The organism is Streptococcus mitis, from assembly GCF_002096835.1.
In the GTDB taxonomy this organism is placed as follows: domain Bacteria; phylum Bacillota; class Bacilli; order Lactobacillales; family Streptococcaceae; genus Streptococcus; species Streptococcus mitis_W.
The window spans coordinates 114,434-131,448 of sequence record NZ_NCVG01000023.1 but is presented as its reverse complement, the minus strand read 5'-3'; the positions used below and the strand labels follow the sequence as shown (position 1 = coordinate 131,448).

Below are 17,015 nucleotides of genomic sequence, written 5' to 3'. Positions count from 1 at the left end.
ACTTATGAATATTCAAGAAGAAATTAAGAAACGTCGTACTTTTGCCATCATCTCCCACCCGGACGCGGGGAAAACAACCATCACCGAGCAGTTGCTCTACTTTGGGGGCGAGATTCGTGAGGCTGGTACGGTAAAAGGAAAGAAAACAGGGACTTTTGCCAAGTCTGACTGGATGGATATCGAGAAGCAACGTGGGATTTCCGTGACTTCATCTGTTATGCAGTTTGACTACGATGGCAAGCGCGTGAATATCCTCGACACGCCAGGGCATGAGGACTTCTCAGAAGATACCTATCGTACCTTGATGGCGGTGGATGCTGCGGTCATGGTGGTGGACTCTGCCAAGGGTATCGAGGCCCAAACTAAGAAATTGTTTGAGGTTGTGAAACACCGTGGTATTCCAGTCTTTACCTTTATGAACAAGCTGGACCGTGACGGTCGTGAGCCTTTGGATCTCTTGCAAGAATTAGAAGAAGTTCTAGGCATTGCGAGCTATCCGATGAACTGGCCAATCGGGATGGGGAAAGCCTTTGAAGGGCTCTATGACCTCTATAACCAACGCTTGGAGCTCTATAAGGGGGATGAACGTTTTGCCAGTTTAGAAGATGGGGACAAGCTTTTTGGTAGCAATCCTTTCTACGAGCAAGTCAAAGATGATATTGAACTTTTAAATGAAGCTGGAAATGAATTCTCAGAGGAAGCTATCCTTGCTGGAGAATTGACACCTGTCTTCTTCGGTTCAGCTCTTACTAACTTTGGTGTCCAGACCTTCCTTGAAACCTTCCTTAAGTTTGCTCCAGAACCACATGGACACAAGAAAACAGATGGCGAAATTGTGGATCCTTACGACAAGGATTTCTCAGGATTTGTCTTTAAAATCCAAGCCAACATGGACCCTCGTCACCGTGACCGTATCGCCTTTGTCCGTATCGTTTCGGGTGAGTTCGAGCGCGGGATGAGTGTCAACCTGCCTCGTACTGGTAAGGGTGCCAAACTATCTAATGTTACTCAGTTTATGGCGGAGAGTCGTGAGAATGTGACCAATGCCGTGGCAGGTGATATTATCGGTGTTTACGATACAGGTACTTATCAGGTTGGGGATACTTTGACGGTTGGAAAAAACAAGTTTGAGTTTGAACCGTTGCCAACCTTTACTCCTGAAATTTTCATGAAAGTTTCTGCTAAGAATGTCATGAAGCAGAAATCCTTCCACAAGGGGATTGAGCAACTGGTGCAAGAAGGTGCTATTCAGCTTTATAAGAATTACCAAACAGGCGAGTATATGCTGGGTGCTGTCGGCCAACTCCAGTTTGAAGTCTTCAAGCATCGTATGGAAGGCGAGTACAATGCGGAAGTAGTCATGAGCCCAATGGGTAAAAAGACTGTTCGCTGGATCAAGCCTGAGGACTTGGATGAACGCATGTCATCAAGCCGCAATATCTTGGCCAAAGACCGTTTTGACCAACCAGTTTTCCTCTTTGAAAATGACTTTGCCCTCCGCTGGTTTGCGGACAAGTATCCAGATGTAGAGTTGGAAGAGAAGATGTAGATCGCCAAAGTTACTTGATTGTGTAACAATCTAAGTAACTAACGCCAAGTTTCTATCGAACTTGGCTAGGCGCTCCACTAGTAAAGTTTTACGAATAGTATCGATTCGTAAAACTCAGTGTCGTAATCTAATAATAGGTAACCTTTATGTTGATTGATTTAAATATTCTAATAAGAGAAGTCCAGGAATGTTCATTCTTGGGCCACAAATAAAAGAAAACTTCAGATATTCACTTTTTGTGATTGGTCTGAAGTTTTCTTTTTTATACTCTTCGAAAATCAAAGAGCAAGCTAGGAAGCTAGCCGCAGGCTGCTCAAAACACTGTTTTGAGGTTGTGGATAGAACTGACGAAGTCAGTAACCATACTTACGGCAAGGTGAAGCTGATGTAGTTTGAAGAGATTTTTGAAGAGTATTACTGTCCATATTTTTGGTAAAAATCAACTTTTACTTGGATGAAGGTTTTGGCTTCACGTAGGAGTTGGAGAAGGGTGGCGCGGGTTTCAAATTCTTCTCTTGTCTTGGGCAGACTGCGGTTCCGAAAGACTTCCAGATAGCGTTCGATTTCATCTAGTAAATCAGAAGCAGGATTGGTCTGGCTCAGTTGACCTGCAATTTTTGAAAAGAGTTGCGCTAAAATTAGGCTTTCACTGGCAGCTAGGTGACAGGTGTTAATTTGCTGGGCCATATTTCGCAGGATACGACTTTGTCGCTGTCTCATCTCAAAGTAGTGGATATGGTAGTCGGTCTGGTGAAAGAGGTGGTCAGAGTGATCCAGATAGACCAGTCTGAGTGCTTCTTCCAAAAGCGTGTCTAATTCTGCTACCAGCTGTGCTCGGTTGCGTCCATCCCCTCTGGATAAATAGTATTTGAAGCGTAGGAGGATATCTTTTAACTTTTCTTCCACCAGCGTGTGGTAGTGCTGGATTTCCTCTTCTCGTGAAGGCATGTAGAGATTGACTAGTAAAGCAAATCCTGTACCGATTGTAAAGAGAAGGAATTCATTGACTAGAAGGTCTGGGGAGGTTGATTCTTGAATCAAGAGATGGCTAACCAAAACAGTGCTTGGTGTGATGCCAATTTCCCAACCCATCTTGTAGGCTAGAGGCACATAGAAGGCAAGATAGAGGCCAAGACTCCAGATATGAAATCCGCTCAAGTGAAAAGCTAGAACACCGATAGCCAGAGCTAGGAGCATGGAAAAGAGTCGATTGCGAGCCAGTTTTAAGGTACTTCTACGCGTATCAGATAGGCTCAAGAGAGCGATAATTCCAGCCGAAACTGCTGAGGAAAGATTGAGAAAATAAGCAAGAAAACAGGCAAGACAGGTAGCTAAGATGATCTTGGTCGTACGTTGGCTAATAGACATAAGAATTTCCTGATAAGTTAGAATAAAAGCGTAAAAGACAAGACCTGAGCAGGCTTGCCTTTATGAGTTATTTTTTACGGGCTGCTGCGTATTCGGCAACGGCGGTAAAGAGGACATCTGTGGAAGAGTTAAGGGCTGTTTCACATGAGTCTTGGATGACACCAATCACAAATCCAACCCCAACAACTTGCATGGCAATATCGTTAGAAATACCGAAAAGGCTACAAGCAACTGGGATAAGAAGGAGGGAACCTCCCGCAATACCAGAAGCACCGCAGGCTGAGATAGCTGCTACTACACTGAGGACAAAGGCTGTGGCAAAGTCAACAGGGATTCCAAGAGTGTTAACTGCAGCAAGGGTCAAAACGTTAATAGTAATCGCTGCCCCTGCCATGTTGATAGTAGAACCAAGTGGGATAGAAACAGAATAGGTATCTGGGTTTAGCCCAAGGTCATGGCAGAGTTTCATGTTGACAGGAATGTTAGCCGCAGAACTACGAGTGAAAAAGGCTGTCACACCGCTGACACGGAGGCAGTTCCAAACTAGAGGGTAAGGATTGCGTCTCATAAAGAAGAAGGCAATCAAAGGGTTGACCACAAGGGCAACAAAAAGCATAGTCGTTACTAATAGAACCAATAAAATACCGTAGTTGGCAAGGCTTCCGATTCCCTTGTCAGAAATGGTTTTAAAAACAAGACCAAGGATTCCAAATGGAGCCAGGTTGATGATCCATTCGACAATTTTAGAAGTCACGTCAGCGATAGTTTTTAGTAATTCTTTACTATTTTTGCTGGCTTCTCTCATGGCAATCCCGAAAACAACTGCCCAAGATAGGATACCGATGTAGTTGGCAGTAATGAGGGCATTGACTGGATTGTCAACCAGTTTGAGCAAGAGGTTGCTGAGGACCTGTCCAATCCCATCTGGTGGTGCAATTTCAGTATTGGCACTATTTAGGGTAATTTCAACAGGTACGATAAAACTTGCTAGTACAGCGATAAGGGCAGCGGCAAAGGTTCCCACCAAGTAAAGGAAGATAACAGTTTTCATATTGCTATCTTGTCCCTTTTGATGTTGGGAAAGGGCATTGGCAACGAGGGCAAAGACTAGGATAGGAGCAACAGCTTTTAGACCTCCGACGAATAAATCCCCGAGTAGACCAATTCCTGAAACGTTAGGAAATGTCAGTCCTAGGGTTCCTCCAATAAGCATGCCAATCAAGATACGTTTGATTAGGCTTGCCTTATTCCAAGCGTGGATAAATTTTTTCATACCAATCTCCTTTGTTGTGTAATGTTTATGATTATAGTATAAATATGAACTAAAATCAAGAATTTTCTGTCTATTTTTGAAATTATTTTTGAATATTTATGGAGAATGAAACTTTATGAAAGTATGGTATAATAAATGAAAGGAGTTTTCTATGCAAAAATTTATTCAAGCTTATATTGAAAAGTTAGATGTGACAACCATTATCGAGAATATTCTCACCAAGGTCATTTCTCTTTTACTGCTTTTGATTGTATTTTATATTGCTAAAAAAATGCTTCATACCATGGTGCAGAGAATTGTCAAACCTTCTCTAAAAATGTCTCGTCATGATGTCGGGCGCCAAAAGACTATTTCGCGTTTACTAGAAAATGTGTTTAATTATACGCTATATTTCTTTTTACTCTACTGCATTTTGTCGATTTTAGGTTTGCCAGTTTCTAGTTTGCTTGCTGGAGCTGGTATTGCTGGGGTGGCGATTGGGATGGGAGCCCAAGGCTTTCTATCTGATGTCATCAATGGCTTTTTCATCCTCTTTGAACATCAACTGGATGTGGGAGATGAGGTCGTTCTGACAAATGGCCCCATTACTGTATCAGGCAAGGTGGTTAGTGTCGGTATTCGTACGACCCAGCTTCGTAGCGAGGAGCAAGCTCTTCACTTTGTTCCTAACCGAAATATCACAGTTGTTAGCAATTTCTCACGCACAGACTAGACCTGTTATTTTAAGTAATTTGTGGTACAATAGAAAGAGTTTAATAAAGGAGAAAAGATGGTTTTAGAAAAGCAGTTGGGCAATGGTTGTACCTGGATAGACCTTGATGTGGATAAGATTAAAAATATGGAAGATCTTTCTGACATCTATGGATTGGACAAGGAAACCATTGAGTATGCTCTGGATAGAAATGAACGAGCTCATATGGATTATAACCGTGAAACGGAGACGGTAACCTTTATTTATAATGTTCTTGATTTAGAAAAAGACAAAGAATATTATGAAGCGATTCCCATGACCTTTATCGTCGAAAGACAACGAATGATTACCATCAGCAACCATAAGAATGCTTATGTCATTGATCAGATGTCAGCTTATCTGGATAGCCATGAGTCGCTTTCTATTTACAAGTTTCTCTTTGCTGGTTTAGAGATTATCAGTAACGCTTATTATCCTGTCATTGAAGAGATGGATAAAAGTAAGGACGAAATTAGTGCCTTGCTACGTCAAACTACAACAAAGAAAAATCTCTTCGCCCTCTCTGACTTGGAGACTGGTATGGTTTACTTGACAGCAGCAGCAAAACAAAATCGACTCCTCTTGGAACATATCCAGGGCCATGCTCTTTATCGGAGATTTAATGATGTCGAACGAGAGCAGTTTGATGATGCTATGATTGAAGCCCATCAGTTGGTGTCTATGACAGACTTGATTTCTCAAGTCTTGCAACAACTCTCAGCTTCTTACAACAACATCCTAAACAATAACTTGAATGATAGTTTGTCAATTTTGACTATTATCTCCGTCTTACTAGCAGTACTTGCGGTTATTACAGGTTTCTTCGGAATGAATGTTCCTCTACCATTTACAGAAGAGCCAAATGCTTGGATTTATATCTTAATGACTAGCTTGATTTTATGGGTGGCCTTATCTCAATGGCTGAAGAAAATTACTAGAAAATAAAAGAAAAGGAGCCAAAATGGTGATTGAAAACTACATGCCAGACTTTGCTGTGGAAGCAGTCTATGATCTGACAGTCCCAAGCCTGCAGGCGCATGGAATCAAGGCTGTTTTGGTCGATTTGGATAATACCCTCATTGCTTGGAACAACCCTGACGGGACGCCAGAAATGAAACAATGGCTACATGACCTTCGGGACGCGGGCATTCGCATTATCGTAGTCTCAAATAATACTAAAAAACGCGTCCAACGAGCAGTTGAGAAGTTTGGAATTGACTACGTTTATTGGGCTCTGAAGCCCTTCACATTAGGGATTAATCGTGCCATGAAGGAGTTTCACTATGAGAAAAGTGAAGTGGTCATGGTTGGCGACCAGCTCATGACCGATATTCGAGCAGCCCACCGTGCTGGCATTCGCTCGATTTTAGTCAAACCCTTGGTCCAACATGACTCGATCAAAACGCAGATTAACCGAGCTCGTGAGCGCCGTGTGATGCGAAAAATCACTGAACAGTACGGACCGATTACATATAAAAAAGGAATTTAACTATGGAAGAAATTCTCTGTATTGGTTGTGGAGCAACCATTCAGACGACAGATAAGGCTGGTCTTGGTTTTACCCCCCAGTCGGCACTTGAAAAAGGTTTGGAAACTGGCGAAGTCTATTGCCAACGCTGTTTCCGTCTCCGCCACTACAATGAAATCACGGATGTCCAGTTGACGGACGATGATTTCCTCAAGCTCTTGCACGAGGTGGGAGACAGTGACGCCTTGGTGGTCAATGTCATTGATATCTTTGATTTTAATGGCTCTGTCATCCCAGGTTTGCCACGCTTTGTCTCGGGCAATGATGTCCTCTTGGTTGGAAATAAAAAAGATATCCTGCCCAAGTCAGTAAAACCAGGCAAGATTAGCCAGTGGCTCATGGAGCGTGCCCACGAAGAAGGTCTTCGTCCAGTCGATGTCGTCCTAACTTCGGCACAAAACAAACATGCCATCAAGGAAGTCATTGACAAGATTGAACACTACCGTAAGGGCCGTGATGTCTATGTGGTTGGGGTGACCAACGTTGGAAAATCAACCCTTATCAATGCCATTATACAAGAAATCACAGGTGATCAGAATGTCATCACGACTTCACGCTTCCCAGGGACAACCTTGGACAAGATTGAGATTCCGCTTGACGACGGATCTTATATCTATGATACACCGGGGATTATCCACCGTCACCAGATGGCTCACTATTTGACGGCTAAAAACCTCAAGTATGTCAGCCCTAAAAAGGAAATCAAACCTAAAACCTATCAGCTCAATCCTGAACAAACCCTGTTTTTAGGAGGTCTCGGACGTTTTGACTTCATTGCGGGTGAGAAGCAAGGTTTCACTGCCTTCTTTGACAATGAACTCAAATTGCATCGTACCAAGCTTGAAGGAGCTAGTGCCTTTTACGACAAGCACCTTGGAACTCTTCTAACCCCACCAAATAGCAAGGAGAAAGAAGATTTTCCAAAACTAGTCCAACATGTATTTAACATCAAGGATAAGACAGACCTAGTCATCTCAGGACTCGGTTGGATCCGCGTAACAGGCACCGCAAAAGTCGCCGTCTGTGCACCAGAAGGCGTCGCAGTCGTCACACGAAAAGCAATTATTTAAAACAAAATCGCTGAGCGAACAAAGTGAGCTCATACAAAGATAGTTATTGCCGTGGTGTCTTGCCAATCTGTAGATTGGCAAGGGGCACAATTGAGACCAAGGCTCAATTGTGAGGTCAGGAAATCCATTTTTCAAAGATGAGATCTTTGGAAAATTAGTTCCGACCGTCCCTCACCACCTAAAATAACTATCAAAAAAACAAGGAAGAAATTATGTCATTAACATCAAAACAACGTGCCTTCCTCAACAGCCAGGCACACACCCTTAAACCCATCATCCAAATCGGAAAAAATGGACTCAACGACCAAATCAAAACCAGTGTCCGTCAGGCTCTTGACGCATGTGAATTGATTAAAGTAACGCTCTTGCAAAACACTGATGAAAATATCCACGAAGTAGCTGAAATCTTGGAAGAAGAAATCGGTGTGGATACAGTCCAAAAAATCGGACGCATCTTGATTTTGTTTAAACAATCCAGCAAGAAAGAAAATCGCAAGATTTCTAAAAAAGTCAAAGAAATCTAGAAAAACTACTCCAAACAACTGTTTTTACAGAGAAATAAAGGAGACTAGCCTATGGCAATCGAATTATTGACTCCCTTTACCAAGGTAGAGTTGGAGCCAGAAATCAAGGAGAAAAAACGCAAACAAGTCGGGATTTTAGGGGGGAATTTTAACCCAGTTCACAATGCCCATCTGATTGTTGCGGACCAAGTACGTCAGCAGTTGGGACTGGACCAGGTCTTGCTCATGCCTGAATACCAACCTCCTCATGTGGACAAAAAAGAAACCATCCCTGAACACCATCGTCTCAAGATGCTTGAATTGGCGATTGAGGGGATTGAAGGTCTGGACATTGAAACTATTGAGTTGGAGCGCAAGGGCATTTCTTATACCTACAACACCATGAAGATTTTAACAGAGCAACATCCAGACACGGATTATTACTTCATTATTGGCGCTGATATGGTAGACTATCTGCCTAAGTGGTACCGAATTGATGAGCTGGTTGACATGGTCCAGTTTGTGGGGGTTCAGCGTCCACGCTACAAGGCAGGGACTTCCTATCCAGTTATCTGGGTGGATATGCCTCTTATGGATATCTCGTCCAGCATGGTGCGTGACTTCCTTGCTCAAGGTCGGAAACCCAACTTTCTCCTGCCTCAGCCTGTGCTAGACTACATCGAGAAGGAGGGTCTCTACTGATGGCCTATCAAGACTATATCAACTGCTCTAGTGAGGCTTTGTTGGAAAAAATGGCAGAGCTTCTACCTGAAAAACGTTTAACCCATTGTTTGGGTGTGGAGCGTGCAGCCATAGAACTAGCCCAACGATTTGGAGTAGATGTTGAGAAGGCAGGTTTAGCAGGCCTTCTTCATGACTATGCTAAGAAGTTGTCAGATCAGGAATTTTTAAACTTGATTGACCGTTATCAGCTAGACCCTAACCTCAAAAACTGGGGCAATAATGTCTGGCATGGTATGGTTGGCATCTACAAGATTCAGGAAGATTTGAATTTGCATGATTCTGAAATTCTACGAGCCATTGAAATCCATACAGTCGGTGCTGGTCAGATGACAGACCTAGATAAGGTCATCTACGTCGCAGACTATATCGAGCACAATCGAGCCTTTCCTGGAGTAGATGTGGCACGTGAGATTGCTGAGCTATCGCTCAATAAGGCGGTGGCCTACGAAACAGCTCGTACCGTGGAGCATCTAGCCCATCAGGGATTCCCCATCTATCCCCAAACCCTTGAAACCTATAACGCCTTTGTGCACTATTTGAAAGAGGACTAAATGAACGAAAAAGAATTACTAGAACTAGTCGTGAAAGCGGCTGATGAGAAACGTGCGGAGGATATTCTCGCACTTGACGTACAAGAATTGACCAGTGTGACAGACTACTTTGTGATCACTAGCTCTATGAATAGCCGTCAGTTGGATACTATCGCTGATAATATCCGTGAAAAAGTAGCGGAAGCAGGATTTAAAGGCAGTCATGTCGAAGGCGACGCAGCTGGAGGTTGGGTCTTGCTGGACCTTGGTGCTGTCGTTGTGCATGTCTTTTCAGAAGAAATGCGTGCCCACTATAACCTAGAAAAACTATGGCATGAGGCGGATTCAGTAGATTTATCTGAAACTCTTGCTTAGAAGACGAACTCAGTTGCAGTCAACTGGGTTTCTTTGCTTATTTTAGAAAAAATGGATAGAAAGGTATAGGGCTAGTAGTGTTTACCATGGAGCTCTTGGTATCATGATTATGGCAACTTATGAAACCTTTGCGGCTGTTTACGATGCTGTGATGGACGATAGTTTATATGACAAATGGACGGATTTTTCTCTGCGTCACTTGCCTAAAAACAAGGAGAGAAAGAAACTCTTGGAGCTGGCTTGTGGGACAGGAATTCAATCTGTGCGCTTCTCTCAGGCTGGTTTTGATGTGACTGGACTTGACTTGAGTGGGGATATGTTGAAGATTGCTGAAAAGAGAGCGGCTTCGGCCAAGCAAAAGATTGATTTTATTGAAGGCAATATGCTGGATTTATCCAAGGCAGGGAAATTCGACTTTGTCACGTGTTATTCGGATTCTATCTGCTACATGCAGGATGAAGTGGAAGTGGGGGATGTTTTCAAAGAAGTTTATAATGCCCTCAATGATGATGGTGTCTTTATCTTTGATGTGCATTCCACCTACCAGACAGATGAAGTTTTTCCAGGCTATTCCTACCATGAAAATGCGGAAGATTTCGCCATGCTCTGGGATACCTACGAGGACGAAGCACCTCACTCCATCGTGCATGAGTTGACCTTTTTTATCAAGGAGGCTGACGGTTCCTTTAGTCGCCACGATGAAGTGCATGAGGAGCGGACTTATGAGGTCCTGACCTATGATATTTTGCTGGAACAGGCTGGTTTCAAGTCCTTCAAACTTTATGCGGACTTTGAGGACAAAGAGCCTACAGAAACTAGCACCCGTTGGTTTTTTGTCGCGCAGAAGTAGGAGATTATCATGACCATCACAGGTATTATCGCGGAGTTTAATCCCTTTCATAATGGGCATAAGTACCTGCTAAATCAGGCTGAGGGACTGAAAATCGTTGCCATGTCAGGGAATTTCATGCAGCGTGGAGAGCCTGCTATCGTGGATAAGTGGACACGAGCCCAGATGGCGCTGGAAAATGGAGCGGATCTGGTAGTGGAATTGCCATTTTTAGTCAGTGTTCAGGCGGCGGATTTCTTCGGCCAAGGGGCTGTGGATATCTTGACTCGTTTGGGCATTGATAGCCTCGCTTTTGGGACGGAGGAAGTTCTAGATTACCAGAAAATCGCTGACTTATACACAGAGCAGGGGACTGAGATGGAGAAATTTGTGGAAAATTTGCCTGATTCCCTTTCCTATCCCCAGAAAACCCAAACCATGTGGAAGGAATTTGCAGGTCTTGATTTTTCAGGCAATACGCCCAATCATGTTCTTGCTCTTGCCTATGCCAAAGCCGTTGTTGGACACAACACCAAACTGCATCCGATTCAGCGTCAGGGGGCGGGCTACCATTCTGTAGATAAAGATGTGGACTTTGCTTCGGCGACAGCTCTTCGTCAGCACCAGAAGGATCAAGATTTCTTAGAACGCTTTATGCCTTCTGTTGCCCTCTTTGAGCAGGCCAGTAAGGTGAGCTGGGAAGACTATTTTCCCTTGCTCCGCTATCAAATCTTGTCAAATCCAGACCTAACCACTATCTATCAGGTCAATCAAGAAATGGCTGTGCGCATTAAAGAGGCTATTAAACCAGCCCAATCTGTGGAAGACTTGGTTGAGGCGGTTGCTACCAAGCGTTATACTAAGGCGCGTGTCAGACGCCTCTTGACCTATATCTTGGTGCAGGCCAGAGAAAGTGACTTGCCAGAAGCCATTCATGTCCTTGGATTTACTGAAAAAGGCAGGCAACATCTCAAGTCTTTGAAAGGGCAGGTCAATCTAGTCAGCCGAATTGGCAAAGAACCCTGGGATGCTATGACCCAAAAGGCAGACCAGATTTATCAACTTGGAAATCCAAGTATAGTAGAGCAGAATTTTGGAAGAGTACCGATTAGAATAGAAACAAACTAAGTCTACTGCGAAGTAGGCTTTTTGATATTTTTGCTGACGTTACGGATTCTAAGCAATAAAGATTATCCAGATAAATTCAGGGAGCTAAACTCCAAATTCACTCCAAATTCCCCAAAACATATTCTATTTTAGGTTTGTGAAAATCACTTTTTTATGGTAGAATGTAAAAGAATGTATGTCATTCGGAATAACAATAAAATGAGGTAAAAACATGGAAATCATGTCGCTTGCGATTGCTGTTTTTGCCGTCATCATTGGTTTAGTCATTGGATATGTCAGCATCTCAGCCAAGATGAAATCATCTCAGGAAGCTGCGGAGTTGATGCTTTTAAATGCTGAACAAGAAGCAACTAATTTACGTGGACAAGCTGAGCGTGAAGCAGATTTACTTGTTAATGAAGCTAAACGTGAAAGCAAGTCTCTTAAAAAAGAAGCACTATTGGAGGCCAAAGAAGAAGCCAGAAAATACCGTGAAGAAGTGGACGCTGAATTCAAATCAGAACGTCAAGAACTCAAACAAATCGAAAGTCGTTTGACCGAGAGAGCTACTAGCCTCGACCGTAAGGACGATAATTTGACGAGTAAAGAACAAACACTTGAACAAAAAGAACAAAGTATTTCTGATAGAGCGAAAAACCTTGATGCGCGTGAAGAGCAATTAGAGGAAGTCGAAAGACAAAAAGAAGCAGAACTAGAGCGTATTGGTGCCCTGTCTCAGGCAGAAGCACGAGATATTATCTTGGCTCAGACAGAGGAAAACTTGACCAAGGAGATTGCCAGCCGCATTCGTGAAGCTGAGCAAGAGGTCAAGGAACGTTCTGACAAAATGGCCAAGGACATCCTGGTTCAAGCTATGCAACGTATCGCTGGTGAATATGTAGCGGAGTCAACAAACTCAACAGTTCATCTGCCAGATGATACTATGAAGGGACGCATTATTGGTCGTGAAGGTCGTAACATTCGTACCTTTGAAAGTTTGACAGGGGTTGATGTCATTATCGACGATACGCCAGAAGTGGTGACCTTGTCAGGTTTTGACCCAATCCGTCGTGAGATTGCCCGTATGACTATGGAAATGTTGCTCAAGGATGGTCGTATCCACCCAGCTCGTATCGAAGAGTTGGTTGAGAAAAACCGCCAAGAGATTGACAATAAGATCCGTGAATACGGTGAGGCAGCAGCCTATGAGATTGGTGCGCCAAACCTTCATCCAGACTTGATGAAAATCATGGGTCGCTTGCAGTTCCGTACTTCATATGGACAAAATGTCTTGCGTCATTCGATTGAGGTTGCTAAGTTGGCTGGTATTATGGCCAGCGAACTTGGTGAAAATGCGGCTCTTGCCCGTCGTGCTGGATTCCTTCACGATATCGGAAAAGCCATTGACCGTGAGGTTGAGGGTAGCCACGTTGAAATCGGTATGGAATTGGCACGTAAGTATAAGGAACACCCAGTTGTGGTCAATACGATCGCTAGCCACCACGGTGATGTTGAAGCTGAGAGCGTCATTGCAGTGATCGTCGCTGCAGCAGACGCCTTGAGCGCGGCACGTCCAGGTGCTCGTAGTGAGTCTCTTGAAAGCTACATCAAACGTCTCCATGATTTGGAAGAAATTGCTAACGGCTTTGAAGGGGTACAAAATAGCTTTGCCCTTCAAGCAGGACGTGAAATCCGTATCATGGTCAATCCAGGACAAATCAAGGACGACAAAGTCACAATCTTGGCTCACAAAGTTCGTGAGAAAATTGAAAACAATCTCGATTACCCAGGAAATATCAAGGTAACCGTGATTCGTGAGCTTCGTGCAGTAGATTATGCTAAATAAATAGGAAAGAGCAGTTGAAAAATTACTGCTTTTTTGTTACACTAGATAGAAAGACTGTAAAGGATAATCTGGCTTTTTGCCATTATTCTAGAGAAATGTTATTTCACAGACTGACTAAAAGGAGACACAATGGCAGACCGAGGCTTACTAATCGTTTTTTCTGGTCCTTCAGGGGTTGGAAAAGGAACGGTTAGAAGAGAGATTTTTGAGAGTTCTGAAAACCAATTTCAATACTCTGTATCGATGACGACACGCGCACAACGTCCTGGAGAAGTGGATGGTGTTGACTATTTCTTCCGCACTCGTGAAGAGTTTGAAGAGCTGATTCGTCAAGGACAGATGTTGGAATACGCAGAATACGTCGGCAACTACTATGGAACTCCTCTGACCTATGTCAATGAAACCTTGGACAAGGGAATTGATGTTTTCCTTGAAATTGAAGTTCAAGGTGCTCTTCAGGTTAAGAAAAAGGTTCCAGATGCTGTCTTTATCTTCCTGACACCACCAGATTTGGATGAACTGCAAGATCGCTTGGTAGGTCGTGGAACAGATAGTGCAGAAGTGATTGCCCAACGAATCGAAAAAGCCAAGGAAGAAATTGCCCTCATGCGTGAGTATGATTATGCGATTGTTAACGATCAGGTGCCCCTAGCTGCTGAGCGTGTCAAACGTGTTATCGAAGCAGAGCACTTCCGTGTGGATCGTGTCATTGGTCACTATCAGGAGATGTTACCAAAATCTCCAACTACCCGATAAAATTTAGAAAATAGGTACAAGCAAATGATGTTAAAACCCTCTATTGATACCTTGCTCGACAAGGTTCCATCAAAATATTCACTCGTAATCTTGGAAGCTAAACGTGCCCACGAATTGGAAGCAGGTGCGCCAGCAACCCAAGGTTTCAAGTCTGAAAAATCAACTCTTCGCGCTTTAGAAGAAATCGAATCAGGAAACGTTACAATTCACCCAGATCCAGAAGGAAAACGTGAAGCAGTGCGTCGCCGTATCGAAGAAGAAAAACGTCGCAAAGAAGAAGAAGAAAAGAAAATCAAAGAGCAAATCGCTAAAGAAAAAGAAGATGGTGAAAAAATTTAAGGTTGGGGGGACTCAATCTTATTTTTTCTATTGTAAGAATGTACTGACAAGGAGGAGGTGAGAAGATGGCTATAGCCAAGATAATCGTAGATGTGCCCTTGATGCAGACGGACCAGCCCTATAGTTACAGGATTCCGGAGGAATTTCTGGGAATGCTGGAAGTTGGGATGCGGGTTCATGTGCCTTTTGGTAAGGGAAATCGCCTGATTCAAGGGATTGTTCTTGGTTTGGAGACTCAATCGGATGAAGAAGAGATGGAGCAAGATTTAAAACATATTGCCGAGGTACTGGATTTTTCCCCTGTTCTCACGCAAGAACAACTCTGGCTGGCTGAGGAGTTACGCAAATCTGTCTTCTCCTACAAAATCTCTATCCTCAAGGCTATGTTACCGGGATTTCTGAACTCCAGCTATGACAAGATTCTCTATCCTCTGGAAGGTCTGAGTCAGGAAGACCGAGAGCGTCTGTTTGGTTCAGAAAATTCACTTGCTTTTTCTTCTCTAGACATCTCCAAACAGACCGAAATGATGCGATTGACTAGAAAAGGCCTGCTTGGTCTAGAATATCAGGCGGTCGATCAAAAGAAGGTCAAGACCCAGTCTTGGTATGAGGTTGATCTTGTTCAGTTAGAAGGTGTAGAGATTTCTACACGCGCCAAGAAAAAGTTAGAACTGAGAGACTATCTGCTGTCTCATCCTGAGAGTGCTTCCTTGGCTAGTTTGCTAGAGTCCTACTCGCGGGAGCAAGTCAACTTCTTTGTGGAACAAGGTGCTGTTACCATAGTCCAAAAGGAAGTTCAACGCTCGGCTGCTTATTTTGAAGGCATTGAGGCAAGTCGGCCTTTGGAGTTGAATCCAGAACAAAGACAGGCGCGAGATGCGGTTGTCAGTGCGATTGGCAGTCACCAGCCTCCCTTCCTCCTTCAAGGAATTACAGGAAGTGGGAAGACTGAGGTTTACTTGCAGATTATCCAAGGAGCCCTGGATAAGGACAAGACAGCTATTTTGCTGGTGCCTGAGATTTCCTTGACTCCACAGATGACGGAGCGTTTTATTGCTCGATTTGGTGAGAAAGTGGCCATTCTTCACTCAGGCTTGTCTAATGGTGAAAAGTATGATGAATGGCGCAAGGTGGAACGTGGCGATGCACAAGTTGTTGTGGGTGCTAGATCTGCCATCTTTGCTCCGCTGAAAAATCTAGGTGTTATGATTATTGATGAGGAGCATGAAGCGACTTATAAGCAGGACAGTAATCCCCGTTACCATGCCAGAGAGGTGGCTGTTTTACGGGCCCAATACAATCAAGCGGCATTGGTTCTTGGTTCCGCAACACCGAGCTTAGAAAGTCGTGCTCGGGCTGGCAAAGGCGTTTATCAACATTTACGTCTGACCCAACGCGCCAATCCTTTGGCTACAATCCCTGAGGTTCAAGTAATTGACTTTCGGGATTATATCGGACAAAACGAGACGTCAAACTTTACGCCTCCTTTGCTAGAGGCTATCCAAGACCGTCTGGCTAAAAAAGAGCAGGTGGTTCTCATGCTCAATCGCCGAGGTTATTCTAGCTTTGTCATGTGTCGGGAGTGTGGGACGGTGGATACTTGTCCCAACTGTGACATTTCTCTAACCTTGCACATGGATACCAAGACCATGAATTGCCATTATTGTGGTTTTTCAAAGGACATTCCTCAGGTCTGTCCTAACTGTAAGAGTCGCAGCATTCGCTACTACGGGACGGGAACCCAGAAGGCTTATGACGAGCTAGCAAAACTCTTTCCTCAGGCTCGGATTTTACGCATGGATGTGGATACGACGCGCAAGAAAGGTAGTCACCAAGCTCTGCTTGACCAGTTTGGTCGAGGGGAAGCAGATATTTTACTTGGTACTCAGATGATTGCCAAGGGATTGGATTTTCCCAATGTGACCCTGGTCGGAGTTCTCAATGCGGATACTGCCTTAAATCTGCCTGATTTCCGTTCTTCTGAGAGAACCTTTCAACTCTTGACCCAGGTTGCAGGCCGGGCAGGACGTGCTGAAAAAGCTGGTCAGGTCTTGATACAGTCCTACAATCCGCAGCACTATGCTATTCGATTTGCCAAGGATCAGGACTACGGAGGTTTTTATGCTTATGAAATGGGTACCAGACGACAACTTGGCTATCCACCTTACTATTTCACCATTGGCATTACCCTTTCTCATAAGAAAGAAGAAGAGGTTGTTAAACGTGCCTATGAAGTGATGAATATTTTGCGGTCAGGCTTGTCAGAGACCAGTAAGATTCTCGGGCCGACGCCAAAACCGATTGCTCGTACCCACAACCTCTATCATTACCAGATTTTGATTAAATACCGTTTAGAAGATGAGCTGGGGCCGACTCTAAATCAGGTTCTGGCCTTGACTCAAGAACGGGAAAATAGTGAGCTCCGTCTCAGCATTGACCATGAACCACAGCAATTTTTATAAGAAGGA

17 protein-coding genes are annotated in these 17,015 nt (G+C 43.8%); 15 read left to right on the top strand and 2 right to left on the bottom strand.

Features of this window, described 5'->3' with window-relative positions; all coding sequences use genetic code 11:
* Positions 1-4 precede the first annotated feature (4 nt).
* Positions 5-1,549 (top strand): peptide chain release factor 3, encoded by a 1,545-nt coding sequence (locus tag B7699_RS07485; RefSeq protein WP_001025437.1) that lies wholly within the window; start codon positions 5-7, stop codon positions 1,547-1,549.
* Between the two features lie 414 nt (positions 1,550-1,963).
* Here B7699_RS07485 and B7699_RS07475 read toward each other — a convergent pair whose 3' ends face one another.
* Together B7699_RS07475 and sstT are read right to left on the bottom strand one after the other, a co-directional pair.
* Positions 1,964-2,917 carry an aromatic acid exporter family protein gene (locus B7699_RS07475; RefSeq protein ID WP_084927817.1) on the bottom strand — a complete coding sequence of 318 codons (954 nt, stop codon included), beginning with the start codon at positions 2,915-2,917 and terminating at the stop codon, positions 1,964-1,966.
* 67 nt (positions 2,918-2,984) lie between these two features.
* Positions 2,985-4,190: a serine/threonine transporter SstT gene (gene sstT / locus B7699_RS07470; protein WP_084927816.1), complete on the bottom strand. Its 1,206-nt coding sequence runs from the start codon at positions 4,188-4,190 to the stop codon at positions 2,985-2,987.
* Positions 4,191-4,341: 151 nt separating this feature from the next.
* Between sstT and B7699_RS07465 the strand changes: the two genes are divergently transcribed.
* The 14 genes from B7699_RS07465 to B7699_RS07400 all read left to right on the top strand — a co-directional run bounded on the left by B7699_RS07465 (position 4,342) and on the right by B7699_RS07400 (position 17,009).
* Positions 4,342-4,902, top strand: coding sequence for a mechanosensitive ion channel family protein (locus B7699_RS07465; RefSeq protein WP_001168884.1), 561 nt, complete (start codon positions 4,342-4,344; stop codon positions 4,900-4,902).
* A 57-nt stretch (positions 4,903-4,959) separates the two neighbouring features.
* On the top strand, positions 4,960-5,865 hold the full coding sequence (locus tag B7699_RS07460) for a magnesium transporter CorA family protein (RefSeq protein WP_000242267.1): 906 nt from the start codon (positions 4,960-4,962) through the stop codon (positions 5,863-5,865).
* A 16-nt stretch (positions 5,866-5,881) separates the two neighbouring features.
* Positions 5,882-6,409: a YqeG family HAD IIIA-type phosphatase gene (locus B7699_RS07455; protein WP_084927815.1), complete on the top strand. Its 528-nt coding sequence runs from the start codon at positions 5,882-5,884 to the stop codon at positions 6,407-6,409.
* Positions 6,410-6,411: 2 nt separating this feature from the next.
* Complete coding sequence (gene yqeH, locus B7699_RS07450) at positions 6,412-7,518, top strand: ribosome biogenesis GTPase YqeH (RefSeq protein ID WP_084927814.1); 1,107 nt, start codon at positions 6,412-6,414, stop codon at positions 7,516-7,518.
* Positions 7,519-7,730: 212 nt separating this feature from the next.
* A complete protein-coding gene (gene yhbY / locus B7699_RS07445; protein WP_084927813.1) occupies positions 7,731-8,042 on the top strand; it encodes a ribosome assembly RNA-binding protein YhbY in 312 nt (103 codons plus the stop codon).
* A gap of 51 nt (positions 8,043-8,093) precedes the next feature.
* Positions 8,094-8,723 (top strand): nicotinate-nucleotide adenylyltransferase, encoded by a 630-nt coding sequence (locus tag B7699_RS07440; RefSeq protein ID WP_084927812.1) that lies wholly within the window; start codon positions 8,094-8,096, stop codon positions 8,721-8,723.
* Positions 8,723-9,316: a bis(5'-nucleosyl)-tetraphosphatase (symmetrical) YqeK gene (gene yqeK / locus B7699_RS07435; RefSeq protein WP_084927811.1), complete on the top strand. Its 594-nt coding sequence runs from the start codon at positions 8,723-8,725 to the stop codon at positions 9,314-9,316. Before B7699_RS07440 ends, yqeK begins: the two co-directional genes overlap by 1 nt.
* Positions 9,317-9,670 carry a ribosome silencing factor gene (rsfS, locus tag B7699_RS07430; RefSeq protein WP_001003032.1) on the top strand — a complete coding sequence of 118 codons (354 nt, stop codon included), beginning with the start codon at positions 9,317-9,319 and terminating at the stop codon, positions 9,668-9,670.
* Between the two features lie 109 nt (positions 9,671-9,779).
* Entirely contained in the window at positions 9,780-10,520 is a 741-nt protein-coding gene (locus B7699_RS07425; RefSeq protein ID WP_031236921.1) for a class I SAM-dependent DNA methyltransferase, read from the top strand.
* A gap of 9 nt (positions 10,521-10,529) precedes the next feature.
* Positions 10,530-11,627 carry a nucleotidyltransferase gene (locus B7699_RS07420; RefSeq protein WP_084927810.1) on the top strand — a complete coding sequence of 366 codons (1,098 nt, stop codon included), beginning with the start codon at positions 10,530-10,532 and terminating at the stop codon, positions 11,625-11,627.
* A gap of 211 nt (positions 11,628-11,838) precedes the next feature.
* Positions 11,839-13,452 (top strand): ribonuclease Y, encoded by a 1,614-nt coding sequence (locus B7699_RS07415; RefSeq protein ID WP_000404934.1) that lies wholly within the window; start codon positions 11,839-11,841, stop codon positions 13,450-13,452.
* 129 nt (positions 13,453-13,581) lie between these two features.
* Positions 13,582-14,208: a guanylate kinase gene (gene gmk, locus B7699_RS07410; RefSeq protein ID WP_000775041.1), complete on the top strand. Its 627-nt coding sequence runs from the start codon at positions 13,582-13,584 to the stop codon at positions 14,206-14,208.
* A gap of 24 nt (positions 14,209-14,232) precedes the next feature.
* On the top strand, positions 14,233-14,547 hold the full coding sequence (gene rpoZ, locus B7699_RS07405) for a DNA-directed RNA polymerase subunit omega (protein ID WP_000979235.1): 315 nt from the start codon (positions 14,233-14,235) through the stop codon (positions 14,545-14,547).
* Between the two features lie 65 nt (positions 14,548-14,612).
* Entirely contained in the window at positions 14,613-17,009 is a 2,397-nt protein-coding gene (locus tag B7699_RS07400; RefSeq protein ID WP_084927809.1) for a primosomal protein N', read from the top strand.
* The last annotated feature ends 6 nt before the right edge of the window (positions 17,010-17,015 follow it).